The organism is Mesorhizobium sp. WSM4816, from assembly GCF_055811535.1.
This window is the reverse complement of the sequence record NZ_JBVVQR010000044.1, coordinates 19,487-44,280: the sequence shown is the minus strand read 5'-3', so window position 1 is coordinate 44,280 and position 24,794 is coordinate 19,487. Positions and strand designations below refer to the sequence as shown.

Annotated in this window: 21 protein-coding genes and 1 riboswitch; of the genes, 14 read left to right on the top strand and 7 right to left on the bottom strand. The window is 63.3% G+C overall.

Translation table 11 applies throughout. The features are described from left to right. Window positions 1–206: 206 nt before the first annotated feature. Window positions 207–872 carry a hypothetical protein gene (locus tag AC0L3H_RS29245; RefSeq protein ID WP_473587782.1) on the bottom strand — a complete coding sequence of 222 codons (666 nt, stop codon included), beginning with the start codon at window positions 870–872 and terminating at the stop codon, window positions 207–209. Window positions 873–1,385: 513 nt separating this feature from the next. Here AC0L3H_RS29245 and glmM point away from each other — a divergent pair. From glmM to serA, 5 genes are all read left to right on the top strand, one after another. Next, a complete protein-coding gene (gene glmM / locus AC0L3H_RS29240) occupies window positions 1,386–2,738 on the top strand; it encodes a phosphoglucosamine mutase (RefSeq protein ID WP_091593398.1) in 1,353 nt (450 codons plus the stop codon). A 224-nt stretch (window positions 2,739–2,962) separates the two neighbouring features. Further along, window positions 2,963–3,808 carry an outer membrane protein gene (locus AC0L3H_RS29235; protein ID WP_473517999.1) on the top strand — a complete coding sequence of 282 codons (846 nt, stop codon included), beginning with the start codon at window positions 2,963–2,965 and terminating at the stop codon, window positions 3,806–3,808. 190 nt (window positions 3,809–3,998) lie between these two features. Continuing rightward, window positions 3,999–4,751 carry an outer membrane protein gene (locus AC0L3H_RS29230; protein WP_473587781.1) on the top strand — a complete coding sequence of 251 codons (753 nt, stop codon included), beginning with the start codon at window positions 3,999–4,001 and terminating at the stop codon, window positions 4,749–4,751. Between the two features lie 187 nt (window positions 4,752–4,938). Further along, complete coding sequence (locus tag AC0L3H_RS29225; protein ID WP_473587780.1) at window positions 4,939–6,114, top strand: phosphoserine transaminase; 1,176 nt, start codon at window positions 4,939–4,941, stop codon at window positions 6,112–6,114. 181 nt (window positions 6,115–6,295) lie between these two features. Beyond that, on the top strand, window positions 6,296–7,894 hold the full coding sequence (gene serA / locus AC0L3H_RS29220; RefSeq protein WP_031255292.1) for a phosphoglycerate dehydrogenase: 1,599 nt from the start codon (window positions 6,296–6,298) through the stop codon (window positions 7,892–7,894). Window positions 7,895–8,001: 107 nt separating this feature from the next. On the opposite strand, the gene AC0L3H_RS29215 is transcribed toward serA, so the two are convergent. Continuing rightward, window positions 8,002–8,892, bottom strand: coding sequence for a DMT family transporter (locus tag AC0L3H_RS29215; protein WP_473492223.1), 891 nt, complete (start codon window positions 8,890–8,892; stop codon window positions 8,002–8,004). 314 nt (window positions 8,893–9,206) lie between these two features. Here AC0L3H_RS29215 and AC0L3H_RS29210 point away from each other — a divergent pair, with 314 nt between their 5' ends. Continuing rightward, window positions 9,207–10,505 carry an adenylosuccinate synthase gene (locus AC0L3H_RS29210; protein WP_473492224.1) on the top strand — a complete coding sequence of 433 codons (1,299 nt, stop codon included), beginning with the start codon at window positions 9,207–9,209 and terminating at the stop codon, window positions 10,503–10,505. Between the two features lie 74 nt (window positions 10,506–10,579). Then, on the top strand, window positions 10,580–12,214 hold the full coding sequence (locus tag AC0L3H_RS29205; protein WP_473587779.1) for a hypothetical protein: 1,635 nt from the start codon (window positions 10,580–10,582) through the stop codon (window positions 12,212–12,214). A 26-nt stretch (window positions 12,215–12,240) separates the two neighbouring features. On the opposite strand, the gene AC0L3H_RS29200 is transcribed toward AC0L3H_RS29205, so the two are convergent. The 4 genes from AC0L3H_RS29200 to AC0L3H_RS29185 form a co-directional block, all read right to left on the bottom strand. After that, entirely contained in the window at window positions 12,241–12,495 is a 255-nt protein-coding gene (locus AC0L3H_RS29200; RefSeq protein WP_473587778.1) for a CcdB family protein, read from the bottom strand. Between the two features lie 31 nt (window positions 12,496–12,526). Further along, complete coding sequence (locus AC0L3H_RS29195) at window positions 12,527–12,769, bottom strand: type II toxin-antitoxin system CcdA family antitoxin (protein WP_091593381.1); 243 nt, start codon at window positions 12,767–12,769, stop codon at window positions 12,527–12,529. A 63-nt stretch (window positions 12,770–12,832) separates the two neighbouring features. Further along, window positions 12,833–14,653: an ABC-F family ATP-binding cassette domain-containing protein gene (locus AC0L3H_RS29190; protein WP_473518005.1), complete on the bottom strand. Its 1,821-nt coding sequence runs from the start codon at window positions 14,651–14,653 to the stop codon at window positions 12,833–12,835. 1 nt (window position 14,654) lies between these two features. After that, a complete protein-coding gene (locus AC0L3H_RS29185; protein WP_473587777.1) occupies window positions 14,655–15,299 on the bottom strand; it encodes a thiamine diphosphokinase in 645 nt (214 codons plus the stop codon). A gap of 101 nt (window positions 15,300–15,400) precedes the next feature. Next, a riboswitch (TPP riboswitch) is annotated at window positions 15,401–15,514 on the top strand. A gap of 43 nt (window positions 15,515–15,557) precedes the next feature. On the opposite strand from AC0L3H_RS29185, the gene thiB reads away from it, so the two are divergent. The 4 genes from thiB (at window position 15,558) to AC0L3H_RS29165 (ending at window position 20,932) form a co-directional block, all read left to right on the top strand. Continuing rightward, on the top strand, window positions 15,558–16,571 hold the full coding sequence (gene thiB, locus AC0L3H_RS29180; protein WP_473521199.1) for a thiamine ABC transporter substrate binding subunit: 1,014 nt from the start codon (window positions 15,558–15,560) through the stop codon (window positions 16,569–16,571). A gap of 255 nt (window positions 16,572–16,826) precedes the next feature. Next, complete coding sequence (gene thiP, locus AC0L3H_RS29175; RefSeq protein ID WP_473587776.1) at window positions 16,827–18,446, top strand: thiamine/thiamine pyrophosphate ABC transporter permease; 1,620 nt, start codon at window positions 16,827–16,829, stop codon at window positions 18,444–18,446. Next, window positions 18,443–19,213 (top strand): thiamine ABC transporter ATP-binding protein, encoded by a 771-nt coding sequence (gene thiQ, locus AC0L3H_RS29170; RefSeq protein ID WP_473587775.1) that lies wholly within the window; start codon window positions 18,443–18,445, stop codon window positions 19,211–19,213. The genes thiP and thiQ overlap by 4 nt, the downstream gene beginning before the upstream one ends. Window positions 19,214–19,504: 291 nt before the next feature. After that, window positions 19,505–20,932: a M48 family metalloprotease gene (locus AC0L3H_RS29165; RefSeq protein WP_473587783.1), complete on the top strand. Its 1,428-nt coding sequence runs from the start codon at window positions 19,505–19,507 to the stop codon at window positions 20,930–20,932. A 230-nt stretch (window positions 20,933–21,162) separates the two neighbouring features. Here AC0L3H_RS29165 and AC0L3H_RS29160 read toward each other — a convergent pair whose 3' ends face one another. Then, the gene (locus AC0L3H_RS29160) at window positions 21,163–22,026 is read right to left on the bottom strand and encodes an RNA polymerase factor sigma-32 (RefSeq protein WP_128181614.1); all 864 of its coding nucleotides are present in this window, start codon (window positions 22,024–22,026) and stop codon (window positions 21,163–21,165) included. A 345-nt stretch (window positions 22,027–22,371) separates the two neighbouring features. Here AC0L3H_RS29160 and AC0L3H_RS29155 point away from each other — a divergent pair, with 345 nt between their 5' ends. The 3 genes from AC0L3H_RS29155 to AC0L3H_RS29145 all read left to right on the top strand — a co-directional run bounded on the left by AC0L3H_RS29155 (window position 22,372) and on the right by AC0L3H_RS29145 (window position 24,756). Beyond that, complete coding sequence (locus tag AC0L3H_RS29155; RefSeq protein ID WP_473587774.1) at window positions 22,372–23,145, top strand: amino acid ABC transporter substrate-binding protein; 774 nt, start codon at window positions 22,372–22,374, stop codon at window positions 23,143–23,145. A gap of 160 nt (window positions 23,146–23,305) precedes the next feature. Then, entirely contained in the window at window positions 23,306–23,986 is a 681-nt protein-coding gene (locus AC0L3H_RS29150) for an ABC transporter permease subunit (protein WP_473587773.1), read from the top strand. Continuing rightward, on the top strand, window positions 23,983–24,756 hold the full coding sequence (locus AC0L3H_RS29145) for an amino acid ABC transporter ATP-binding protein (protein ID WP_473587772.1): 774 nt from the start codon (window positions 23,983–23,985) through the stop codon (window positions 24,754–24,756). The genes AC0L3H_RS29150 and AC0L3H_RS29145 overlap by 4 nt, the downstream gene beginning before the upstream one ends. Window positions 24,757–24,794 lie beyond the last annotated feature (38 nt).

Here is a 24,794-nt window from a genome sequence, read left to right as displayed (position 1 = left end):
TTGCGACATCGATGGCGTGAACCACCACGAAAGCGCAAATTTCAGTCCATGCCGAAGCTATCTTAGCGCATATGCCCACGACGGGGGGATTGGCAGCGTCGATGCTGCTCCTCGCAACGCAGGTAGCCTCTTGGAAAGTCGGCCAACAAAAAGGCCCGCGAAGCTTGCGGTTCGCGGGCCTTGCTATCTTCGAATGTTGATGCCGATCAGCTCTTCAGCGCGGCATTGCACAGGCTGTAAAAGCCGCCACCGGTCTGGATCCATTTGAGGCCGCCCAGCGTCCCGGCCCCCTTGTTGGCGTGGTATTGGTCGCGGCAGGTGTACATGCGGGCCTTGGCCGGAGTTTCGCTGCTATATTTGTCCGGGATCGCCTTCGGCAACGTCACTCCCTGGGGAGCGGTGACGGTCGGCTTTTTCGGCTGGCTGGTGAGGCTTGCCTGATCGGCTGCCGGCTTGGTGTCGTCGTCGAAGGCACTGGCACCGCACTGGCTCATGCGGAAGTCGTTCCACTTCATGCCGTTCAGCGTGTTGCCGGCCTTGGCCGCCCGATATTTGGCGCCGCACTCCGCCCTGCTGAGGCCGCTGCCTGCATTGGCAGTTGCCGCTGCCTTGGTCGTCGCTGCGGCGGCCGCATCGGGCGTTGCAGCGCTGGTGCTGTTCGCCTTGGCTGGCGTGGCGTCGGTTGCGGCGGCGACGGTGGCGCATTCTGCCTTGCGGAACTGGTTCCAGTTCTGCCCGCCAAGTGTTCCGGCGTCCTTTGCCGCGTTATACTTGGTGCTGCATTCAGCCATGGTCAGCGCATTGGCGGGCGCTGCCAGGAATAAAGTCACGACGGCAAGACCCGTCAAAGTTGCAAGTCGATGGATAAGCATGTGTCTTCTCCCTCTGATGTTCACGTTATGTACCAAGCAAGCAATAGCACTCAACGAATGGTTGCGCCAGAGGCCAAATGGCGTAAAACCCTTCGGAAAGTGCATTATTTTGGATGAACTTGTTGCCAGCTCCTGCCCCAGGCATTTCCTGGGCGCATATGCACGGAAAACTTGTATAGAGCGGACCACTCTCCGGGAACTGCCTCGCATGACGGGCCGAGCGGGTCGGCCAGTGCGGCGGACCTGACTGCCCGGTCCAGAGCAACACGATTTGTGGGTTCCGAATTCAATGCCTATCGACTGACACTTGAAAGAATCCAGATGCGGTCTGAAGTCGCTGAAAGCTGCTGCTGCAACCAGGGCAGGCAAAATCAAAGCACTGACGTGACACAAAACACACAAGACAACAGTTTTCTAAGGATTGGTGCCCTATAATCATGAATTGTGATGATAGGGCTCGGGCCAATGTGTGGCATGACGTGCCGGCAATGAACCATCGGGAAGCTGACTAGCATGGCAGGAAGTTATTTCGGAACGGACGGCATTCGCGGCCGCGCCAACAGATTTCCAATGACGGCGGAGATCGCCATGAGGGTCGGCATGGCCGCCGGCCTTTCGTTCCAGCGCGGCAACCATCGTCACCGCGTCGTGCTCGGCAAGGACACCAGACTTTCCGGCTACATGATCGAGAATGCGATGGTGTCGGGCCTGTGCGCCGCCGGCATGGATGTGTTCCTGCTCGGCCCGATTCCGACGCCCGCGGTCGCCATGCTGGTGCGCTCATTGCGCGCCGACATCGGCGTGATGATCTCGGCCTCGCACAATCCTTACTACGACAACGGCATCAAGCTGTTCGGTCCCGATGGCTACAAGCTTTCCGACGAGATCGAGGAGCGCATCGAGGGCATGCTCGACAAGGATATCGAACTGGCGCTCGCCGACTCGGACGGGCTCGGCCGCGCCAAGCGCGTCGACGGCGTTCATGACCGCTATATCGAATTTGCCAAGCGCACGCTGCCGCGGTCGATGTCGCTGTCGGGCCTCCGCATCGTCGTCGATTGCGCCAATGGCGCCGCCTACAAGGTGGCGCCCGAGGCGCTGTGGGAACTTGGCGCCGAAGTTGTCGCCATCAACGTCGAGCCCAACGGCTTCAACATCAACAAGGAGTGTGGCTCGACCCATCCGGCCGGCCTGCAGAAGAAGGTGCATGAAGTGCGCGCCGATATCGGCATCGCGCTCGACGGCGACGCCGACCGCGTCGTCATCGTCGACGAGAACGGCGCGATCGTCGATGGCGACCAGATCATGGCGCTGATTGCCGAGTCCTGGCATCAGAGCGGACGGCTGGCCGGCGGTGGCGTCGTCTCGACGGTGATGTCCAATCTCGGCCTCGAACGCTTCCTCGGCGACATGAACCTGCAGTTGCACCGCACCAAGGTCGGCGACCGCTATGTCGTCGAGCACATGCGTGCGCACGGCCTGAATGTCGGCGGCGAACAGTCGGGCCACATCGTGCTGTCCGATTTTTCCACCACCGGCGACGGCCTCGTCTCGGCGCTTCAGGTGCTCGCCTGCATCAAGCGGCAGAACCGACCGGTCAGCGAATTGTCGAAGAAGTTCGCGCCGGTGCCGCAATTGCTGAAGAACGTTCATATTTCCGGCGGCAAGCCGCTCGAGGAAGCTTTGGTCAAGGCGGCGATCGAAGATGGACGCCACCGCCTGGGCCAGGCTGGCCGCCTGGTCATCCGGCCGTCCGGCACGGAACCGCTCATCCGCGTCATGGCGGAAGGCGACGATCAGCAACTGGTCGAGGCCGTGGTCAACGACATCGTCGAGGTCATTTCGGAAACCCGCAGCGCCGCCTGATCCCCCAGTTTTTGCCAGGTGAAAAGCCCGCCCTCCGGCGGGCTTTTTCGTGTGTCCGCACGCCAAATCGTTGGCGGACAACGCGAAAATCCTGAAAGATTTAGAGATTCATGGTTAAGCGATAGGGTTAAACGGCTTTTAACTTTTCCAATTCATTATCCACGACTGAAACCAATCAGATTCGGACGCGTTCGCTGTGCCGAGGGTTCTCAGGGGTGACAAGCATGTTCAATACAGCAAGAATGGGCCTCTTTGCCGCGCTGCTCGCGGGCGTGGCCGGACCAGTGTTCGCCGCCGACTTCGTCGAGCCGCCCGTGGTCGAGCCGGCCCCGCCGCCGCCCGTCTACGAGCAGCCGGTCGAATATGGCGGCTGGTACATTCGCGGCGACATCGACTACCACTGGTCGAAGTTCCGCGGCGGCGACTACATCACTTATAGCGCGGTCGCGCCGCAGAATCCCGGCCGCTTCGACAGCGGCGAGCTGGATGGCGCCTTCTCGGCCGGCGCCGGCGTCGGCTACCAGATCAACCGGCACTTCCGCACCGACCTGACCGCGGACTGGTTGAGCAAATCCGATTTCCGCGGCTCGACCAGCGGCTTCTGCGGCGTTAATCAGACGCCCTGCACTTCGACCGACCACTCGTCCTATACGGCGCTGCTGCTGCTCGCCAATGCCTATGTCGATATCGGCACCTGGCACGGCGTCACGCCTTATGTCGGCGCCGGCATCGGCGGCGCCTGGGTCAAATGGGACACGCTGCACAACAATGACATCGACGGCGAGTTCGAGCATCATGGCGGCAAGGGCTGGCGCTTTGCCTATGCGGCCATGGCGGGCGCCTCCTACTGCCTGACCGATCGCGTCAAGCTCGATCTCGGCTACCGCTTCAGCCATATCGAGGGCGGCAAGATGTTCGACTACGCTTCAGACAGCAATGTCGGTCCCGGCCGCGACAAGGGCATCAATGTGCACGAAGTGCGCGGCGGCCTGCGCTACCAGTTCGGCAACTCGGACTGCGCCCAGCCGGAGCCGATCGCCTACGAACCCGAACCGGTTTACACCAAGTAATCGCTTCGAGAGCAGGTTTGCGGACCGCCCGGCAAAGCCGGGCGGTTTTTTTCGTGGTGGCGGCAACGCGCATCAAAATCAATTCGCTAACGCCTTGTTATCCTTAACCGCCACTTAACCACTATGGTTAACAATGCCCTGAAACGGCGCTCGCGATCGCGAATGGCGCCAGCTTCGGGAGCCGGGGATCATGACAGTCAAATCGCGCATAGCACTGGCGCTTGCAGCAATCGCCCTGACGCCGTTGTCGCAGGCGCTTGGCGCCGACTACGATCCGCCGATCTATGTCGACCAGGCGCCGGACTATGTGCCGGTCGAAGTCGGTTCGGGATGGTATCTGCGCGGCGATGTCGCTTATCTGCCGGAAGAGAGCTACAGGAATGTGGACTTCGAATTCACCCCTCCAAGTTATAGTTATAAGGAAAGCGAGGATCCGGTTTTTGCCAGTATCGGCTTCGGTTATCATCTGAACGACTACCTTCGAGCCGAAGTGAATCTCGGCTATCTGCCCGGCAACAAGATTAACGTCAGATACAACGATGGAACCGTTGCTGCTTCCGCGAATGTGAAAAATTCCGCCATGACAGGTATGGTGAACGGCTATGTCGACCTGGGAACCTATGTCGGCTTCACGCCCTATGTCGGCGCAGGTGTCGGCCTTTTTCGAAGCAAACGCAGCTTTTCGGCGAGCTATGCCGACGCTGACACCCCGGCAGACAACTTCGCCCTGCGTGACAACAAAACCCAGTATTCCTTTGCTTATTCGCTAAATGCCGGTGTTGCGTACCAAGTGTCCAAGAACGTCTTCGTTGACTTGGGCTACCAGTACCTGTCGTCGCCGGATGCCGAATATGCCACCCTGGCCGACCTGGATGACTCTCCAATCCGCAAAGGGATCGACTCGCATCAGATCAAGGTCGGGCTGCGCTATGATCTCTGGTAGGCACGGCGAAAGCCTCGGGAATGCCAGCGGCGGACTTCGGTCCGTCGTTCTCTTTTTCGGTGGGACGCGACCAGTATCCCGTCAGCGACAAAAACTTTCCTCTTGACGCCGGAAGCCTGAACGCATATCGCCGTCTGTGGGCCACCCCTCCCCAACGAGGGGCCACTATCTGGAAGGATAGACCACGATGACGATCCATACGAAGCCCGGACTGCGCCCGGCAAATCCCAATTTTTCCTCAGGTCCCTGTGCAAAACGCCCCGGCTGGTCAGTCGAGGCGCTGGCCAATGCCGCGCTCGGACGCTCGCACCGCGCCAAGATCGGCAAGACCAAGCTCGAACAGGCGATCGAGCTGACGCGGGAAATTCTCCAAATTCCGGCGGATTATCGCATCGGCATCGTGCCGGCGTCGGACACCGGCGCGGTCGAGATGGCGCTGTGGTCGCTGCTCGGCGAACGCGGCGTCGACATGGTCGCCTGGGAGAGTTTCGGTTCCGGCTGGGTCACCGATGTGGTCAAGCAGCTGAAGCTCGCCGACGTGCGCAGGATCGAAGCCGGCTACGGTGCGTTGCCGGATCTGACAAAAATCGACTTCGACCGCGACGTGGTCTTCACCTGGAACGGCACGACCTCAGGCGTGCGCGTGCCGAACGGCGATTTCATCCCGGCCGCCCGCAAGGGCCTGACCATCTGCGACGCCACGTCGGCGGCCTTTGCGCAAGAGCTCGATTTTGGCAAGCTCGACGTCGTCACCTTCTCCTGGCAGAAGGTGCTGGGCGGCGAAGGTGCGCATGGCATGCTGATCCTCAGCCCACGCGCCGTCGAGCGGCTGGAAAGCTACAAGCCTGGCTGGCCGCTGCCGAAAATCTTTCGCCTCACCTCGGGCGGCAAGCTCATCGAAGGCATTTTTAAGGGCGAAACCATCAACACGCCGTCGATGCTGTGCGTCGAGGATTATCTCGACGCGCTGCGTTGGGCGAAGTCGATCGGCGGTCTCGACGCATTGATTTCCCGCGCCGACGCCAACGCCGCCATTATCGACGGTTTCGTCGGCAAATCCGCATGGCTCGGCCATCTGGCCACCGACCCGGCGACGCGATCGAACACGTCCGTCTGTCTTTCCTTCACCGACCAGGACGTCGCCGCGCTCGATGCCGACGGACAAGCGGCGTTCGCCAAGGGCATCGTCTCGGCGCTCGACAAGGAAGGCGTCGCCTACGATATCGGCGCCTATCGCGATGCGCCGCCGGGCCTGCGCATCTGGTGCGGCGCGACCGTCGAGACTTCCGACCTCGAAGCGCTACTGCCGTGGCTCGACTGGGCCTTTGCCGCGCAAAAGGCGTCGCTCAAGGCGGCCGCCTGATCCCTCCCCTTCGAGGGGAGGGTGGCCCGAAGGGCCGGGTGGGGTCGCCTCCACCCAACTCAACGGTCCGCCGTCCAGAAGAAAAAGATTTCGGCCACGCCCGGCCGCAACCTACCCACCCCGGCACGTCGCGCCGACCCTCCCGTCAGGGGAGGGGCGCCAATCGCAAAGGATGAAGCCCATGCCCCGCGTTCTCGTCTCAGACAAACTCTCCACCACCGCCGTGCAGATCTTCAGGGATCGCGGCATCGAGGTCGACTACCTGCCCGATCTCGGCAAGGACAAGGAAAAGCTGCTCGAAGTGATCGGCCAGTATGACGGCCTCGCCATCCGTTCGGCGACCAAAGTCACCGAAAAGCTGATCGACGCCGCCACAAGGCTCAAGGTGGTCGGCCGCGCCGGCATCGGCGTCGACAATGTCGACATCCCGGCGGCGAGCCGCAAGGGCATCATCGTGATGAACACGCCCTTCGGCAATTCGATCACCACCGCCGAGCATGCCGTCGCCATGATCTTCGCGCTGGCCCGCCAGATACCGGAAGCCAATGCCTCAACCCATGCCGGCAAGTGGGAAAAGAACCGCTTCATGGGCACCGAGATCACCGGCAAGACGCTGGGCATTATCGGCTGCGGCAATATCGGCTCGATCGTCGCTACGCGCGGCGTTGGCCTGAAGATGCACGTCATCGCCTTCGATCCGTTCCTGTCGGACAGTCGCGCCGAGGAGCTCGGCGTCGAGAAGGTGGAACTCGACGAGCTGTTCGCCCGCGCCGATTTCATCACCCTGCACACGCCCTTGACCGACAAGACGCGCAACATCATCGACGCTTCGGCGATCGCCAAAATGAAGACCGGCGTGCGCATCATCAACTGCGCCCGTGGCGGGCTGATCGTCGAGGCCGACCTGATCGCGGCGTTGAAAAGCGGCAAGGTGGCAGGCGCCGGCATCGACGTGTTCGAGGTCGAGCCGGCGGAGAAAAGCGAGCTGTTCGGCATGGAGAATGTGGTGGCGACGCCGCATCTCGGCGCATCGACGATGGAGGCGCAGGAGAATGTCGCTCTGCAGGTCGCCGAGCAGATGGCCGACTACCTGATCAAGGGCGCCGTTTCCAACGCCATCAACATGCCGTCGATCACCGCCGAGGAAGCGCCGCGCCTAAAACCCTTCGTCAAGCTGGCCGAAGTGCTCGGCGCCTTTGTCGGCCAGGTCACCGAGGATCCGATCAAGGAGGTCGAGATCCTGTTCGACGGCTCGACCGCGACGATGAACACGCGCGCGCTGATCAGCGCCACACTTGCCGGGCTGATCCGGCCGCAGGTCTCCGACGTCAACATGGTTTCGGCGCCGATCATGGTCAAGGAGCGCGGCATCATCGTCGCCGAGGTCAAGCGCGACAAATCGGGCGTGTTCGACGGCTATATCAAGCTGACGGTCAAGACCGAGCACAAGACGCGTGCGATCGCCGGCACCTGCTTCTCGGACGGCAAGCCGCGCTTCATCCAGATCAAGGGCATCAACCTCGACGCCGAGGTCGGTCAGCACATGCTGTACACGACCAATGCCGATGCGCCCGGCATCATCGGCCTGCTCGGCACGGTCTGTGGCGAGAACGGCGTCAACATCGCCAACTTCCAGCTCGGCCGCAACCGGCCTGGCGGCGATGCCATCGCGCTGCTCTATCTCGATGCGCCGTTCCCGGAGAAGGTGCTGGAACAGGTGCGGGCGCACAAGTCGATCGACTCCGCCAAGCGGCTGCATTTCGACGTCGGCGTCGCCTGAATCATGCGCGAGGCGCCCCGCGGGCTTTGTAAGCCCACGGGGCGTTTCGACAATGGCGTCGAAATATCGACAGAGTTCTTTCACGGCCCGTCACAGGTTTCCGGCTGTCAAATCGCCATTTTCCGTCCGCTGTATTCGGCCAGGCTGATGCCGCCGAGCACCAGCACGAGGGCGACGCCCTGATAGAGCTGGAATGTCTCACCGACGATCAGCACCGACAGCAGCGTGCCGAAAATCGGCACCAGGTTGATGAACAGGCCGGCCCGGTTGGCGCCGATCAGTTCGTTGCCCCTGATATAAAAAATCTGCGAGACGACCGAAGCGCCGATCGCAGTGTAGAACGCTATCGCCCAGCCGCGCGCATCTGGGACGATGACCTTGCCGGCAGCCACCTCCCACAGCAAGAAAGGCAGCGAGGTGACGAGTGCGGCAATCGACAGCGCCAGCATCAGGCTTTGCCAGCGTATGGCCGGCTTCAGCCGCAACCCGACCGAGTAGAAGCTGTAGCAAAGCACCGCGATCAGCATGATGGCGTCACCGAAGTTAAGATCCAGCTTGAGGAGCTGGCGCAGATCGCCGTGGCTGGCGGTCAGGGCGACGCCGATGATCGTCAGCGCGACGCCGGCGATCTGCACCCGGTTCACACGCAGGCGAAACAGCACGAAATTGGCGAGGATGATGACGACCGGGATTGCCGCCTGCTCGATCGAGACGTTGATCGCCGTCGTGTAGTTGAGCGCCGTGTAGAAGATCGCGTTGAAAAAGGTGAAGCCGCAAGCGCCGAGCCCGCCAAGCAGCAACCAATGCCTGCGCACCACCGGCCAGTCCTCGCGTAGCGTTCGCCAGCCGATCGGCAGCAAGATCAGAACGGCCAGGACCCAGCGCAGGAAGACCAGCGTCATCGGCGAAATATGGTCGACTGCCAGCTTGCCGGCCACGGAGTTGCCGCCCCACAGCAAGGTGGTGGACAGCAGGAACAGATAGGCGGTTCGATGCATCGCGAAATTCCAGCCGGGGTGGGCAGGGTCATTGCCGACCTATTGTGGTGGTTCGCCCAAGTAAATGATGTCAAAGGCGAAAATTGTTGTGCCTGAGGGCGCTTTCGGCGGCAAAGAATGGTCGCGCTCGCCGGGTGTTGACGTTATAGAACGACGTACGTCCACTTGGACGCGCAAAAGTACGAGTCTCAAGGCTTTGAACGTTCGCGTCGTGCTTTCCGAAAATCGATTCCGATTTTCTGGCCGATGCGATAGAAGCCTGTCGTTTCGAACCATTCAAGCCGCTCGGAGCGGCGCCTCAAGGGAAAAGAAACATGGCCAATGTGGTGGTCGTCGGCTCGCAATGGGGCGACGAGGGCAAAGGCAAGATCGTTGACTGGCTGTCGGAACGCGCCGACGTCGTCGTGCGCTTCCAGGGCGGCCACAATGCCGGCCATACGCTGGTCGTCGACGGCAAGGTCTACAAGCTGTCGCTGCTGCCGTCCGGCGTGGTGCGGCAAGGCAAGCTGTCCATCATCGGCAATGGCGTCGTCTTCGATCCGCATGCCTTCGTAGCCGAGGTGACGAAATTGAAGGCGCAAGGCGTCGAGGTGACGCCGGAGCGCCTGAAAATAGCCGAAAACACCGCGCTTATCCTGTCCTTGCACCGGGAGCTGGACGGATTCCGCGAAGACGCCGCCTCCAATTCGGGAACGAAAATCGGCACGACCCGTCGCGGCATCGGCCCCGCTTATGAGGATAAGGTGGGCCGGCGCGCGGTCAGGGTGATGGATTTGGCGGATTTGGAAACGCTGCCCTTGAAGGTCGACAGGCTGCTGACGCATCACAATGCGCTGCGCCGCGGGCTCGGCCACGCCGAAGTCACGCATGAGGCGATCATGAGTGAGCTGATTTCGGTCGCCGACGAGATCCTGCCCTATATGGACCGCGTCTGGAAGATCCTCGACGACAAGCGCCGCGCCGGCGAACGCATCCTGTTCGAGGGCGCGCAGGGCACGCTGCTCGACATCGACCACGGCACCTATCCGTTCGTCACCTCGTCCAACACGGTAGCCGGTCAAGCGGCCGCCGGATCCGGCGTCGGCCCGGGTGCCATCGGTTATGTGCTCGGTATCACCAAGGCCTATACGACGCGTGTCGGCGAAGGTCCGTTCCCGACCGAACAGAAGAACGAGATCGGCGAGTTCCTGGGCACGCGCGGCCACGAGTTCGGCGTCGTCACCGGCCGCAAGCGCCGCTGCGGCTGGTTCGATGCCGTGCTGGTTCGCCAAGCCGTCGCCGTAAACGGCATCAAGGGCATCGCCCTGACCAAGCTCGACGTGCTCGACGGGCTGGACGAGATCAAGGTCTGCACCGGCTACCGCCTTGATGGCGAGGCGATCGATTATCTGCCGGCCAGCCAGGGTGCGCAGGCGCGCGTCGAACCGATCTACGAGACGCTGGAGGGCTGGAAAGGCACCAGCGCCGGCGCCAGAAGCTGGAACGATCTGCCGGCCCAGGCAGTCAAATATGTCCGTCACATCGAGGAACTGATCGGCGCGCCGGTCGCACTCCTTTCCACCAGCCCTGAACGGGACGACACAATACTTGTGACCGATCCGTTTCAAGACTAGATTCCAAGCTGTTCCGGGCATCGCGGCCGATTTGCAGGGGCCGGCTCAGAAACGAAATGCAGGTCGACTGAAGCATGGCAGATTTTGTTGGTGCTCTGAAAAAGACGCTCGACGGCCTTGGCAATCCGACGCCGGAAATACGCGCCAGGGTCTATGACAAAGCCCGTTCGACAATCGCGGACAAGCTGGCGAAGAACATACCGCCGCTGGCGCCGTCGGTCGTTGCCCAGCATAAGCGCACTTTGGAAGATGCCATCGCCATCGTCGAGCGGGGCTACGCCAAGCCTGCGCCGGTATCCGATCCGCTGTCGGAGCTGGAAGACATCTTCTCCTCCATCGACCGCAACAAGAACCAACCCAGCCATGTCCGACAGCCGGCAAAGGCCGAGCCGGCATGGCAGCCGGCCAAGACCGAGCCGGAATGGCAGCCGGCACCTGCCGCCAAAGCCTCGCTGAATTGGCAAAAACCGCCTCCAGAGGACACCGATGCGGAGCCTTCGGATGCGGATCTTCCAGCGGCGTACGAGAACAGCGATAGCTTTAGAGACGATGTCTTCCCCAACGACGAGGAGCCGGCGCCGGACACTTTTCAGCATCCTGCCGAGCGCAGGCGCAGCTATGGCGGGCTGATCGCCGCTGTCGTCGCCTTGCTCGTCATCGCGGGCGGCGGCTACGGCATCTGGCTGAACAAGGACGCGTTCAGCAACATGCTGGATCTCAACAGCACGACGGTCGCAACCGTAGAACCGCTGGTGAAGCCGAGCCCGGCCGAGCGGCCGGCTGCCGATGCTGCGGCAAGAGCCCCGGCCGCAGCGGCTCCAGCCGATGCCGAGGGCACAAAGTTCACCCAGCGGCTGACACCTGAGGGCGGTGAGGTCGATCCCGGCCCCGCTTCAGGACAAAGTGGCATCGGAGAGGGCGAGTCCGTCGCAGCACTGACCACGCCGCCGCCGGCCGCACCTGCGCCTGCAGCGCCTGCCGGCACGCCAGCCACGAATGTGCCCGCACCGGGCGCGGCCCCCGCAACACCGCCTGCCGATGCCGCCACGCCGGCGCCGGCGGCGCCGACCGATAGCGCAGCCGCGCCGGCAGCGCCGGCCCCGGGTGCCGCGCCGGGTGCTGCACCGACAGCCGCGCCTGCCGAAACCGCGCTGGCGGTCGGCCAGAAGGCGATCTTCTACGAGGAGCGCACCAGCACCGCGCAAGGCTCGGCCGAGCCCGGCAGCATCGTCTGGTCGCTGGTGCAGGAATCGCCCGGCGGCAATCTGCCGCCCGAGCCGGCAATCCGCGCCGAGGCGAGCATTCCGGGCAAGGACGTGCAGTTGCGCATGACCATCCGCCGCAACACCGACCAGACGCTGCCGGCCAGCCACATCATCGAGATGATTTTCCTGACGCCCGATGGTTTCGACGGCGGCGGTGTCGACAACATCCTGCGCGTCGCCATGAAGGGCTCTGAACAGGATGCCGGCAGTCCACTGATCGGCATCCCGGCCAAGATCGCCGACGGCTTCTTCCTGGTCGCTCTCAACGACACAAAGCCGGATGAAGACGCCAATCTGACCCTGCTGCGGGGCCAGAAATGGATCGACGTGCCGGTCGTCTACAAGACCGGACGGCGGGCGCTGCTCACCATGGAAAAGGGCATTCCCGGCGAGAAGGTGTTCGACGAGGCGCTGAAGGCCTGGCAAACAAAAGAGGCGGGCTGAGGCCGGCTCACCAGCCTCCCTTCGGCTCAGAAGCCCTGGAACAGCATGTCGAGCGCGGCCACGATATCGTCGTGATGCCTGGAGATATTCAGTCGACTTTCGCCCAATTCCTTGGCCGGAACCGTGGCGATCAGATGGGTGGCCACAACCAATTTTCGCCCATTGATCTCGACGAGGGGATGGAGCTTTCGCATCGGCGGCGGCGTAATTGTTGTCGGAAGCAGCGGGATCACCACCCGTGTTTTAAAATCGTCGAGCAGGTCGGATTGGACGTCCAGCAAATAGCTGCCGCGAAGACATCATAGCGTGCCATCAGAACTGCCGATGTTCTTCCAACGGAATACCGTGCTTTTCGACGTATTCGTTCCACGCTTCTATTGTGGCGCGATTCTCAAGTTTCCATAGTCGGGCTTTTTCGGCAGCCACCGCCTCTGCGATACCGGCTTCGGCGGCGCGCGAGACATTCACATCGAGTCCCTTGGCTTCCTTCATGAGCTTCGAGTCGATCGACAGATTTGCCGGCTGACGAACCGCATTCATAGCTATCTTTCGCATAATAACCTCCGCAGAATGCGCATAATGTATGCGCATTGTCGTGGTGGAGCAACGGCGAAGCGTCTACCCCTCCATCTCCTCGCGCAGCATTTCAAGTTCCAGCCATTCCTCCTCGAGCGCTGCCAGCGTGGCGCGCTCCTTGTCGAGCGCGGCGATGGTCTTCTGGAATGAGGCCGGGTCGCGCTCGTAATAGGCCGGGTCGGCGATATTATCCTCCAGCCGTGATATCGAGGCGGTCACCGCGTCGATCTTCTTGGGCAGCGATTCCAGCGCGAATTTCTGCTTGAACGACAGTTTTTTCGCCGGGCCCTTCGGCGCCGTTGCCTCGGTCCGGGCTGCCGCCGCCACTTCACTCGTCTCGGCCTTCGGCCGTGCCTTGCGGTCGTCCAGCCTGGTGCCGCCGCGCTGCGCCAGCATGTCGGAATAGCCGCCGGCATATTCGATCCAGCGGCCGCCGCCTTCCGGCGCGATCAGGCTGGTCACCGTGCGGTCGAGGAAATCGCGGTCGTGGCTGACCAGGATGACGGTGCCGGCAAAACCGGCGACCAGTTCCTGCAGCAGTTCCAGCGTCTCCATGTCGAGATCGTTTGTCGGCTCGTCCAGCACCAAAAGATTTGCCGGCCGCGCCAGCACACGGGCGAGCAGCAGCCGCGCCCGCTCGCCGCCCGAAAGCTCGCGCACCGGCGTGCGCGCCTGTTCCGGCTTGAACAGGAAGTCCTTCATGTAGGAGACGACGTGGCGCTGCTCGCCGTTGATGACAAGGTTCTCGCCGCGGCCGTCGGTGAGATACTGCGCCAGCGTCTCTTGCGGGTCGACCGCCTCGCGTTTCTGGTCGAGCGTGGCGATCTCCAGATTGGTGCCGAGTCGCACCGTGCCTGAGTCCGGCTTCAATTCGCCGGTCAGCATCTTCAGCAGCGTCGTCTTGCCGACGCCGTTCGGGCCGACCAGGCCAACGCGGTCACCGCGCTGGATGCGGGTCGAGAAACCCCTGACCACGGTGAGGTCGCCAAAGCTCTTCTCGATGTTCCTGGCCTCGATCACCAGCTTGCCCGATTCGGCGGCGTCGCTGGCCACCATGGTCGCCGCACCCTCGGCGCCACGATGGCCGCGAAAGCGCTGGCGCATGGTCTGCAGTTCGCCGAGCCGGCGCATGTTGCGCTTGCGCCTTGCCGTCACGCCATAGCGCAGCCAGTGCTCCTCGCGCACGATCTGGCGGCCAAGCTTGTGCTGCTCGCGCTCTTCTTCTTCCAGAACGGTGTCGCGCCATTCCTCGAAATGGCCAAAGCCCTTGTCCAGCCTGCGGGTCTGGCCCCGATCGAGCCAGACGGTGGCGCGCGACACGCGCTCGAGGAAGCGGCGGTCGTGCGAGATGACGATCAGCGCCGAAGAGGTGCGGGCAAGCTCCTCCTCCAGCCATTCGATGACCGACAGGTCGAGATGGTTGGTCGGCTCATCGAGGAGGAGAATGTCGGGCTCCGGCGCCATGACGCGGGCCAGGGCAGCACGGCGGGCTTCGCCGCCGGAGAGATCGTTCGGCCGTTCCTCGCCGGACAGGCCGAGATGCTCCATCAGATAGGTGGCGCGGTAGGGATCGTCGGCGGGTCCGAGCCCCGCCTCGACATAGGCGCGGACGCTGGCGAAACCATCCATGTCGGGCATTTGCGGCAGGTAGCGCACTGTTGCCGAAGGCTGGCGGAACACCTCGCCATCCTGCGGCTCGATCAATCCCGCAGCGATCTTCAGCAACGTCGACTTGCCCGAGCCGTTGCGGCCGACCAGAGCGATCTTGTCGCCCGCCGACGCCGTCAGTTCCGTCCCGTCGAGCAGCGGCGTGCCACCGAAGGTCAGTTTTATCCCGTCGAGATTGAGAAGCGGCGGCGCCATGTCAGCTTTCAGGTAGGGGGAATGGATGGGCGAGCAACAGCGCGCGGCCGCTGCCCAGCGCGACTTCGAGCCGGCCCTTGACCTCGTTGGAAATGGTCAGCGACGAGCCGAACGCCACCTCGACATGGTTCAGCGGCCATTTGGCGCCGGTCACGGTCAGACCGGCAAGGTCGGAGAAGCCGAGAATCGAAAACAGCGTGCCGTCGGCGTAGTCGAAGCCGGCCTTTCCGGGAAGCAAGGGCACGCCTTCCTCTGCGCCACTGGTCAAAAGCACCTCTGTCCCTGCCTCGGCCAGCCGGACGCCGAGCGCCAGGTGCAGGAAGGCGTGGTCGGTGCGCTTGCCGCCGAACGCGCCGGCGAGCACGAGGCTGGTGGCGCCGCGTTCGAGCGCGGCGGCGATAGCCAGTTCGCCGTCGGTCTTGTCCTTTTCTGCCGGAAACACCTGGCGCGGCACTGCGGCGAGCTCGTCCGGCAAATCCGCCGGCACCGAATCGAAGTCGCCGACCCAGAGTTCCGGCGTCAGGCGCAGAGTCCGGGCATGGCTGATGCCGGCGTCGGCGGCGATGACACGCGTGCCTTCGACCTGGCGGTCGAGCAGCGGCGTGCGGATAAGGTCGCCGCCAAGCAGGATGGTGAATTTGCTCATATGCGTGGCCCTTACCAGCCCTGCTTGCGAAACGGAAGGCCGCGGTCTGGATGCCCGGCAACTTCCGCTTGCGCCGCAGATGGGCCGGGCCTATGTGTCGAAGCGCTCTAACGGGGTGCTGGACGCGATCTTCGCGGACCGGCTGAGAGGCAACCTGCCAACCCGCTGAACCTGATCCGGTTTGTACCGGCGGAGGGATTAGACGTTTCGGACAACCCGACGCCTCAATTCCCTTCAACGCCAACGAAGGAGGCGCCGATGCGCACGTTTTTATACACACTTGTTTCGGCAGTGCTGCTCGCGGCGACCGTTCTCGCCGGCACCGGGCCGGCATCCGCGCAGGAAAAACTCACCGTCTATACCTATGAGAGCTTCACCGCCGAATGGGGTCCAGGCCCGGCGGTCAAGAAGGCGTTCGAGGCCGAATGCGGCTGTATTCTCGAATTCGTCGCGGTCGCCGACGGCGTCGCCCTGCTCAACCGCGTCAGGCTGGAAGGGGCCGCGACCAAGGCCGACATCGTGCTCGGCCTCGACACCAATCTGACGGCGGAAGCCAAGGCCACCGGCCTGTTTTCGCCGCATGGTGCCGTCATCGACGTCAAGGTGCCGGGCGGCTGGAGCGACGATATTTTCGTGCCGTTCGACTATGGTTATTTCGCCGTCGTCTACGACACCGAAAAGCTGAAGACGCCGCCGAAGAGCCTGAAGGAACTGGTCGAGGGCAATGCCGATGAAAAGATCGTCATTCAGGATCCGCGCACCTCGACGCCCGGTCTCGGCCTGCTGTTGTGGGTGAAGTCGGTTTATGGCGACAAGGCGCCCGAAGCCTGGGCCAAGCTTAAGGCAAAGGTGCTCACCGTGACGCCGGGCTGGAGCGAGGCCTACGGCCTGTTCACCAAGGGCGAGGCGCCGATGGTGCTGTCCTACACCACGTCGCCGGCCTATCATATGGTCGCCGAAAACACCCAACGCTATCAGGCAGCGCCCTTCGACGAGGGCGCGTATCTGCAGATCGAGGTTGCCGGCATCACCAAATCAGGTGCGAAGAACCCGTTTGCGAAACAGTTCCTGACTTTCATGACCGGGCCGAAATTCCAGGATGTCATTCCCGAGACCAACTGGATGTTCCCTGCCGGCAAGACCGAGAAGCCGCTCAATCCGGCTTTCGAGAAGCTCGTCAAGCCGACCAAGACGTTGCTTTTCAGCCCCGAAGAGGTCGCCGCCAACCGCAAGGCCTGGGTCGACGAATGGCTGTCGGTGATGAGCAAGTAGGACTTAGATTTCTGCATGGTGTTCGCTCCACGCCACCCCCCTCTGGCCTGCCGGCCATCTCCCCCTCCAGGGGGGAGATCGGATGTCACTTCCGCTTTCGCCAATCGCAACAGTCGAAGGATTGAGGCGAGGGTGAAGCTTCCAATCTCCCCCCTTGTGGGGGAGATTGCCGGCAGGCCAGAAGGGGGTGGGCGGGAACTCGACCTCAGCCACATCCCATCTTTCAGCGCCCGCCGTTAAGTTGGGCAGCGCGGAATGCACACTGGCCATCGTAGAGATCCCCGCATCACCGCCGGCACCATCGCGCTTGCCGCTGTTGCGCTGCTGATCGGCGGCGCGTTCGCCGGGCTCATCGTCGAAGGCGCACGCGATCCGTCCGGCGCCGCGTCGGCCTTCGATTCCTACCTCTTCCGCGTCGCCCGATTCACGCTGTGGCAGGCATTGCTGTCGACGCTGCTCTCCGTCGTGCCGGCGCTGTTCGTGGCGCGGGCGCTGTCGCGGCATCCGCGCTTCTTCGGTCGCGGCCTCATCCTGCAGCTCTTCGCCGTGCCGCTCGCGCTGCCGGCCATCGTCGCAGCACTCGGGATTCTGGCACTCTATGGCCGTGCCGGCTATTTCGCCGGCGTGCTCAGCGCGATCGGCGGTCAGGGCTGGCCGGGCATATACGGCCTGTCCGGCATCCTCGTCGCCCATGTCTTCTTCAATCTGCCGCTGGCCACGCGGCTGTTCCTCGAAGCGCTTGCGACAGTGCCGGCCGACCAGTGGCGGCTGGCGAGCCAGCTCGGCATGGGCGCCAGGCCCGCCTTCCGGCTGATCGAATGGCCAACGCTGCGCGCGGCGCTGCCGGGCGTCGCCGGGCTTGTCTTCATGCTCTGCATCACATCCTTTACCATCGTACTCACGCTGGGCGGCGGGCCGCGTGCGACAACGCTGGAGGTCGCCATCTACCAGGCGCTGCGTTTCGATTTCGATCCTGCCCGCGCGGTGACGCTGACAGTGCTGCAGATCGCGCTGACCTTCGTCGTCGTGCTGGCATTGATGCGGCTCGGCGCCAATACCGTCGGCGACGCCAACCTGCCGGTGGCTTCGCGCCGCTATCTTTCGGCCGGCGCCGCCGAGACCGTGCTGAACGCAGCATTGATCATCCTCGCTTTGCTGTTCGTCGCCGGGCCGATGGCGGCCACGGTCACGTCAGGCCTTGGCGCCGATCTCGGCCGGCTGGCGGGCGAGAGCGCGGTGCGGCAAGCGGCGCTGACCAGCGCCGTGCTCGCCTTGCTGGCGGCGCTGCTTGCAGTGGCGCTGTCGCTGTCGCTGGTCATGGCACGCCGGGCGCTGGCCTTGAGGCGTCGCGTCGGCGCCAGGACGCTGCTCGAATACGCCACGGATACCGGCGCCGGCTTCGTCCTCGTCGTGCCGCCCGTCGTCATCGGCGCCGGCTGGTTCCTGCTCCTGCGGACCGTCAGCGACGTCTTTGCCATCGCCCCTGTCATGGTCGTCGCCGTCAATGCGGTGATGGCGATGCCGTTTGCCATCCGCGCCATTCGCCCCGGCTATGATGCGGCGAGCGAACGCCACGAACGGCTCTGTTTGCTGCTTGGCATTTCGGGCTGGAACCGTTTCCGGCTGGTCGACTGGCCGTCGCTGCGGCGGCCGCTCGCCACCGGTTTCGCGTTCGCGATGGCTTTGTCGCTCGGCGATCTCGGCGCCATTGCCCTGTTTGGCAGCGACTCCCTGCAGACGCTGCCTTATCTCCTGCTGGCCCGCATGGGCAGCTACCGCACGATGGACGCGGCCGGCCTGGCATTTCTGCTCGGCCTGGTCTGTCTCGCGCTTGTCCTGGCCGCGGACTGGCTGGGACGGGGAGAAAGATCATGACGCTCAACAGCGAAAACGGTACGGCTGTGCGGCTGGAAAAGGCCTCGTTCAGCTATGGCGAAGCGCCGTTTTTATTCGATGTCGAGTTCGCCGCCTCGAAGATCACCGCCATCATGGGGCCGAGCGGCTCGGGAAAATCGACACTGCTCAATCTGGTGGCCGGCTTCGAGACGCCGCAATCGGGCCGCGTGCTGATCGGCGGCGCCGATGTCGGCGCCAAACCGCCGTCGGCGCGACCCGTGTCGATGGTGTTCCAGGAAAACAATCTCTTCGCCCATCTTTCGGTCGAACGAAATGTCGGCCTTGGCCGCTCGCCATCGCTCAGGCTGACCGAGGCCGACCACGCTGCAATCGCCGCGGCGCTCAAGCGCGTCGGCCTTGCCGGCAAGCAACAGCGCCTGCCGCGCGAACTCTCCGGCGGCGAGCGGCAGCGCGTCGCGCTCGCCCGCGTCCTGGTGCGCGACCGGCCGGTGCTCTTGCTCGACGAACCGTTGGCCTCGCTCGGACCGGCGTTGCGCGACGACATGCTCGATCTGGTAGCCGACGTCCATGCGGAGCGGCGCATGACGGTGCTGTTCGTCACCCATCAGCCGGAGGACGCCCACCGTATCGGCCAGGACATGGTGTTCCTGGACAATGGCACGGTTGCCGCAACCGGGACTGTCGCCGATTTTTTTACCAAGGCTGGACCGGAAGCCTTTCGGCGCTATATCGGTGCAGGTCCGTTTGGCGCAGGATCACGAGATGTTGCCCGGAAGCGGACATAATTTACGGCCAAACCGGCTTCAGGCGATGTGGCGTTTGCTTGCCATGGTCAACGTAGTGTGGCTAGGTCCTCCGATACTGGTCCGGCATAGGTTGTGATTTGCCACTACGGTGCCATCCGCGCTCGTGGGCTCGAAGGACTCTGTGGCAGTTGATTTTGCGCATGATCTGAAAATCGATGCCCGATTTTCGGGCCATGTGCTGAGAGCCGAAAGGAAGCTGTTCTGCCGACCGGCACAGACAGAGTGAGAAGGAAACCGCTGGCGCGCTTCCTGGCGCTGGCCGGCTTTGCCATGGCGTTGGCAAGCTGCCAGATGTTCACGCCTCCGGACGTTCAGGTATCCGGCTTCCAGCCTTCTAGCAAACCGGTCACCGTCGACAATGTTGCCGCCAACAGCAAGGTCGCCGAAATGGCCAAGGCGCAGCATCCGCGCATCCTCGCGACCTATGGCGGCGAATATTCCGATCCCAAGCTCGAGCGCATGGTCGCCAAGGTCGTCGGCAGCCTGACGGTGGTTTCGGCCAACCCGAGCCAGACCTACCGCATCACGATCCTCAATTCGCCCAACGTCAACGCTTTCGCATTGCCTGGCGGCTATCTCTACATCACGCGCGGCCTGTTGGCGCTGGCCAACGATTCGGCCGAACTCGCCGCGGTCATCGCGCATGAGATGGGCCATGTCACTGCAAACCACGGCTTGCAGCGCCAGCAGCTCGAGGCCGAGGAAGGCTTTGCGACAAAAGTCGTCTCGGATGTGCTCGGCGACAGCCCGACCGCCAAGGCGGCACTGATCCGCGGCAAGCTGCGGCTTGCCCAGTTCTCGCGCAATCAGGAGCTGGAGGCCGACGGCATCGGCATCAAGTCGATCGGCGAGGCGGGCTTCGATCCGTTTGCCGCTGGCCGCTTCCTGCAGTCCATGTCGGCCTACACCGATTTCCGCTCGATCAGCGGCGCCACCGACGCCAGCCTCGACTTCCTGGCAACGCACCCGAACACGCCGCAACGCATCGATCTGGCGCAGCGCCATGCCCGCCAGTTCGGCGCGCCCGGCGTCGGCACGCGCGACCGCGACGCCTTCCTCGCCGGCATAGACGGGCTGCTCTACGGCGACACGCCGGAGGAAGGCTATGTGCGTGGCGAAACCTTCCTGCATCCGGGGCTCGGCGTGTCGTTCTCGGTGCCCGACGGCTTCATCATCGACAACTCGGCCGCGGCGGTGACGGCAACCGGACCGGGCGACATAGCGATCCGCTTCGACGGCGTCTCGATCGACAGGAACCGATCGCTGACCGACTACCTCCGCAGCGGCTGGGTGGCCGGTCTCGACGAAAGCAGCGTGCGCCAGGAAACAATCAACGGCAACGAGGCGGCGACGGCGCATGCCAGCGCCGAGGGCTGGCAGTTCGGCATCGCGGTGATCCGCGCCGGCGGCCAGGTCTACCGGCTGCTGACGGCAGCCCCCTCCGCCAGCACCTCGCTGGACGCGGTGGCGCGCTCGGTCAGCGGCTCGTTCCGGATCTTGAGCGCGGCCGAAAAAGCAGCGCTGAAGCCGCTGCATATCCGCGTCGTCACGGTCCGGCCCGGACAGACCATGGGTTCGCTCGCGGCGCAGATGGTCGGCGTCGACCGCAAGCTCGACCTGTTCAGGGTGCTCAATGCAATGTCGCCCGGCGCAGCCGTTTCGGCCGGCGACAAGGTCAAGATCATCACCGACAGATAGAGTGTGTCGATATTCAGGTGATGCCGGCCCGCAAACGGCAATTTCCTGCGCTTCCGACCTTCGCCGGCCGGAGCACTCATGAGCGGTCGCGGCAGTAAGGCTACGGCCGGCGTAGGCCGGTGCTCACGTACTTTATGTACGCTCCGCTCCGGTTCTCGGAAACCACCTGGTTTGGTCGCTTCGCGCCCGTCTTCGACTCCGACTCGTCCTAACCTGAATCGCAACACACCCTAGGCGGCGGTCGCCAGAAACTCGGGGTTTTGCTTCACCAGCGCTATCTTGAGCTTTTCCATGGCGCGTGCCTCGATCTGGCGGACGCGTTCCTTGGAGATGCCAAGCGCCTCGCCGAGGGCTTCGAGCGTCGCGCCCTCGTCGCTCAGCCGGCGTTCCTCGATGATCCTGAGCTCGCGGGCGTTGAGCGCGCCGAGCGCGGTTTTCAGCCATATAGAGCGGCGTTCGACATCGATCGTGTCGCCCACGACTTCGTCCGGCAAAGGATCGTCCGAAACCAGAAAATCCATTCGCTCGGTGGCGCCCGCATCGTCGGCGAGCGGCTGGTTGAGCGAACTGTCGGGGGCCGAAAGGCGCGAGTCCATCATCGCCACGTCGGCCTCGGAGACGCCAAGCGCCACCGACACCTCGCGGTAGAGCGAGGTGTTCGAGATCGGCTCGGCACCGTTCGCCAAGCGGGCGCGCAGGCGCCGCAAATTGAAGAACAGCGCCTTTTGCGCCGAACTGGTGCCGCCACGCACGATCGACCAGTTGCGCAGGATATAGTCCTGCATCGAGGCACGGATCCACCACGTCGCATAGGTCGAAAACCGCACCTCGCGCTCCGGTTCGAAACGGGCCGCTGCCTCCAGCAGGCCGACATGGCCTTCCTGCACCAGGTCGCCGAGGGGCAGGCCATAGTGGCGGAACTTCGAGGCCATGGAAATAACCAGCCGCATATGCGCCATGGCGATTTGGTGCAGTGCCTGCTGGTCGTTGTCTTCCTTCCAGCGCAGCGCGAGAACATGCTCCTCGTCGCGCTCGAGATAGGGGGCTTTCATCGCCGCGCGGACCATGGTTCGCCCTGCCGTATCTTCCATCATGCCACGCTCCCTGTTCCGGGCGTTGCGGTGCGATCGCTCGCCCCTGAGCTGGCATCGTGGTTGAATTGGCGACGCCGCGCCCTACAACAGCCAACAAACGTGCCACCCGCGCGAATGGTTCCGCCGCTGATGTCGCGTGGATTGCACTGTTCGAAAGCTCGATGCGGCGGTCGCTCCTCGGCCGGTTGGCGTGAGTCGATGTGGTTTTGAGAATTGGATTTCGAAAGTGTCTCATTTTTGAAATCTGGTTTCTTATTTCGCCAGGCTGCATCTGTCAGTTTCCGGCGCTCACAAATGCGCCGGACGCCGGCCCCGGACGCCGGCCAATGACGGGATCACAGAAAAATGAAATGGCTCAAATCGCTTATCGTCGCCGCAACACTGCAGGTACTGGCTGGCACATCAGGCCATGCCGGCGCCAATCTCGATCAGATCAAGCAGGCCGGTGTCTTCAAGGTCGGCACGGAAGGTACCTATGCCCCCTTCACCTATCATGATGCCTCGGGCGAACTGGTCGGCTTCGACGTCGAGATTGCCAAGGCGATCGCCGAGCGACTCGGCGTCAAGGCCGAATTCCTCGAAGGCAAATGGGATGGGCTGATCGCCGGCCTCGACGCCGAGCGCTATGACGCTGTTATCAACCAGGTCGGCATCACCGAGGAGCGCAAGGCCAAGTATGATTTCTCCGATCCCTATATTGCTTCCAAGGCGGTGCTGATCGTGCGCGGCGACAATACCGACATCAACAGCTTTGCCGACCTGAAGGGCAAGAAGGCGGCGCAGTCGCTGACCTCGAATTTCGGCAAGCTCGCCGAAGCGAACGGCGCCGAACTCGTCGGTACCGATGGCTTCGACCAATCGATCCAGCTGCTTCTTACCGGCCGCGCCGATGCCACCATCAACGACAGCCTGTCCTTCCTCGATTTCAAGAAGCACAAGCCCGACGCCAACGTGAAGATCGCCGCGCAGGAAGAAAACGCCGACTATTCCGGCGTCCTCGTGCGCAAGGGCGATCCGGAACTGGTCGCCGCCATCAATCGGGCGCTGGCCGATATCAAGTCCGACGGCACCTACCAGAAGATCGCCGACACTTACTTCGGCCAGGACGTTTCGAAGTAAGCGCATTTCACGGAGCCGGCTGGTTGCCGGCCCGCATGGCCAAGTATCGCGGCGAGCCGTCTTTGACGGCCGCCGCTTTTGGCGTGATATGACGACCGTATGGTCGCGCCTCGATGCTGCCGGGCCGATTTTGGGCGGCAATCTCGCAAGGAGAGTTTTCGTGCCGCACTGGCTGCAATTGATGCTGGATTCGTTGCCCACGCTGCTATGGGCCGCGCTGATCTTCACCGTGCCGCTAACGCTGCTGTCGTTCGCATTCGGTCTATTCGTAGGACTGGTCGCAGCGCTCGTCCGGCTGTTCGGCCCGACGCCGCTGGTCGCCGTGGTCCGCTTCTATGTCTGGATCTTCCGTGGCACGCCGCTTCTGGTGCAGCTCTTCCTGATCTTCTACGGCCTGCCCTCGGTCGGCATCCTGCTCGACGCCTTTTCAGCCGCGTTGATCGGCTTCACACTCAATATCGGCGCCTATACGTCGGAGATCATCCGCGCCGTCATAGGCTCGGTGCCGAAGGGGCAGTGGGAGGCGGCCTATTCGATCGGCATGACCTGGGGCCAGGCGATGCGACGCACTATCCTTCCACAAGCGGGCCGCGTCGCGGTGCCGCCGCTGTCCAACACTTTCATCTCGCTGGTCAAGGACACATCGCTGGCCGCAGCCATCACGGTGCCGGAGATGTTCCAGGCGGCGCAGCGCATCGTCGCCACCACCTATGAGCCGTTGATCCTCTATGTCGAGGCGGCGGCTCTCTATCTGGCGCTGAGCTCGGTGCTGTCGGCGTTGCAGACGCGCCTGGAAAAGCGGCTCAACCGCTATGGCGGCTTCCTGGAGGCGCGCGCATGATCGGCCTCACCGACATCGAGAAGCGCTTTGGGGACAACCTCGTGCTGAAGGGCGTGACCGTCACCATCGAGGAAGGCAGCGTCACCGCCCTTGTCGGCCCCTCGGGCGGTGGGAAAAGCACGCTTCTGCGCTGCATCAACCTGCTCGAGATCCCGACCTCGGGCACGGTGCGCATCGGCGACGACGCGCTCGAATTCCATCCCGGCGGCAAGATTCCCGGCACAGCCATCCAGCGCCTGCGGCTGCAGACCGGCATGGTGTTCCAGAATTTCCAGCTGTTCCCGCACCGCACGGCGATCGAAAATGTCATGGAGGGGCTGGTGACGGTGCTGAAATGGCCGGCCGGGCGAGCGCGTGAGCGGGCGCTCGCCCTGCTCGAAAAGGTTGGGATGGCGCACAAGGCCGACGCCTGGCCGGCGACGTTGTCAGGCGGCCAGCAGCAACGCGTGGCGATCGCCCGGGCGTTGGCACCATCGCCGAAAGTGCTGCTGTGCGACGAGCCGACTTCGGCGCTCGATCCGGAACTGGCGCAGGAGGTGGTCGACGTGCTCGGCCAACTCGCCAGCGAAGGCACCACCATGGTGATGGCGACGCATGATTTGCGCCTCGCCTCCAAAATCGCGCAGGAGGTGGTGTTCCTCGACGCCGGCAGCGTCGTCGAGAAAGGCCCCGCCGCGGTTTTGTTCAGCAATCCGGAGCGCCAGCGAACCAAGCGGTTTATCGCGACGCTGAAGCAGGAGGCAGAGAAGGAAGGCGGCGGCGAAGGTTAGTGCATGTCGCCCAAAACGGCGTAGCGGTTTTGGGGTGA

What these genes read in the sequence shown, in the direction of transcription:
- AC0L3H_RS29215 (WP_473492223.1), bottom strand. Translation starts at nt 8,892, where the DNA reads ATGCATCGAACCGCCTATCTGTTCCTGCTGTCCACCACCTTGCTGTGG.
- AC0L3H_RS29225 (WP_473587780.1), top strand. Translation starts at nt 4,939, where the DNA reads ATGACGATCCATACGAAGCCCGGACTGCGCCCGGCAAATCCCAATTTT.
- AC0L3H_RS29235 (WP_473517999.1), top strand. Translation starts at nt 2,963, where the DNA reads ATGTTCAATACAGCAAGAATGGGCCTCTTTGCCGCGCTGCTCGCGGGC.
- AC0L3H_RS29245 (WP_473587782.1), bottom strand. Translation starts at nt 872, where the DNA reads ATGCTTATCCATCGACTTGCAACTTTGACGGGTCTTGCCGTCGTGACT.
- AC0L3H_RS29230 (WP_473587781.1), top strand. Translation starts at nt 3,999, where the DNA reads ATGACAGTCAAATCGCGCATAGCACTGGCGCTTGCAGCAATCGCCCTG.
- glmM (WP_091593398.1), top strand. Translation starts at nt 1,386, where the DNA reads ATGGCAGGAAGTTATTTCGGAACGGACGGCATTCGCGGCCGCGCCAAC.
- AC0L3H_RS29165 (WP_473587783.1), top strand. Translation starts at nt 19,505, where the DNA reads ATGGCGTTGGCAAGCTGCCAGATGTTCACGCCTCCGGACGTTCAGGTA.
- thiQ (WP_473587775.1), top strand. Translation starts at nt 18,443, where the DNA reads ATGACGCTCAACAGCGAAAACGGTACGGCTGTGCGGCTGGAAAAGGCC.
- AC0L3H_RS29190 (WP_473518005.1), bottom strand. Translation starts at nt 14,653, where the DNA reads ATGGCGCCGCCGCTTCTCAATCTCGACGGGATAAAACTGACCTTCGGT.
- AC0L3H_RS29145 (WP_473587772.1), top strand. Translation starts at nt 23,983, where the DNA reads ATGATCGGCCTCACCGACATCGAGAAGCGCTTTGGGGACAACCTCGTG.
- AC0L3H_RS29195 (WP_091593381.1), bottom strand. Translation starts at nt 12,769, where the DNA reads ATGCGAAAGATAGCTATGAATGCGGTTCGTCAGCCGGCAAATCTGTCG.
- AC0L3H_RS29160 (WP_128181614.1), bottom strand. Translation starts at nt 22,026, where the DNA reads ATGATGGAAGATACGGCAGGGCGAACCATGGTCCGCGCGGCGATGAAA.
- AC0L3H_RS29210 (WP_473492224.1), top strand. Translation starts at nt 9,207, where the DNA reads ATGGCCAATGTGGTGGTCGTCGGCTCGCAATGGGGCGACGAGGGCAAA.
- thiP (WP_473587776.1), top strand. Translation starts at nt 16,827, where the DNA reads ATGCACACTGGCCATCGTAGAGATCCCCGCATCACCGCCGGCACCATC.
- AC0L3H_RS29185 (WP_473587777.1), bottom strand. Translation starts at nt 15,299, where the DNA reads ATGAGCAAATTCACCATCCTGCTTGGCGGCGACCTTATCCGCACGCCG.
- AC0L3H_RS29205 (WP_473587779.1), top strand. Translation starts at nt 10,580, where the DNA reads ATGGCAGATTTTGTTGGTGCTCTGAAAAAGACGCTCGACGGCCTTGGC.
- thiB (WP_473521199.1), top strand. Translation starts at nt 15,558, where the DNA reads ATGCGCACGTTTTTATACACACTTGTTTCGGCAGTGCTGCTCGCGGCG.
- AC0L3H_RS29155 (WP_473587774.1), top strand. Translation starts at nt 22,372, where the DNA reads ATGAAATGGCTCAAATCGCTTATCGTCGCCGCAACACTGCAGGTACTG.
- serA (WP_031255292.1), top strand. Translation starts at nt 6,296, where the DNA reads ATGCCCCGCGTTCTCGTCTCAGACAAACTCTCCACCACCGCCGTGCAG.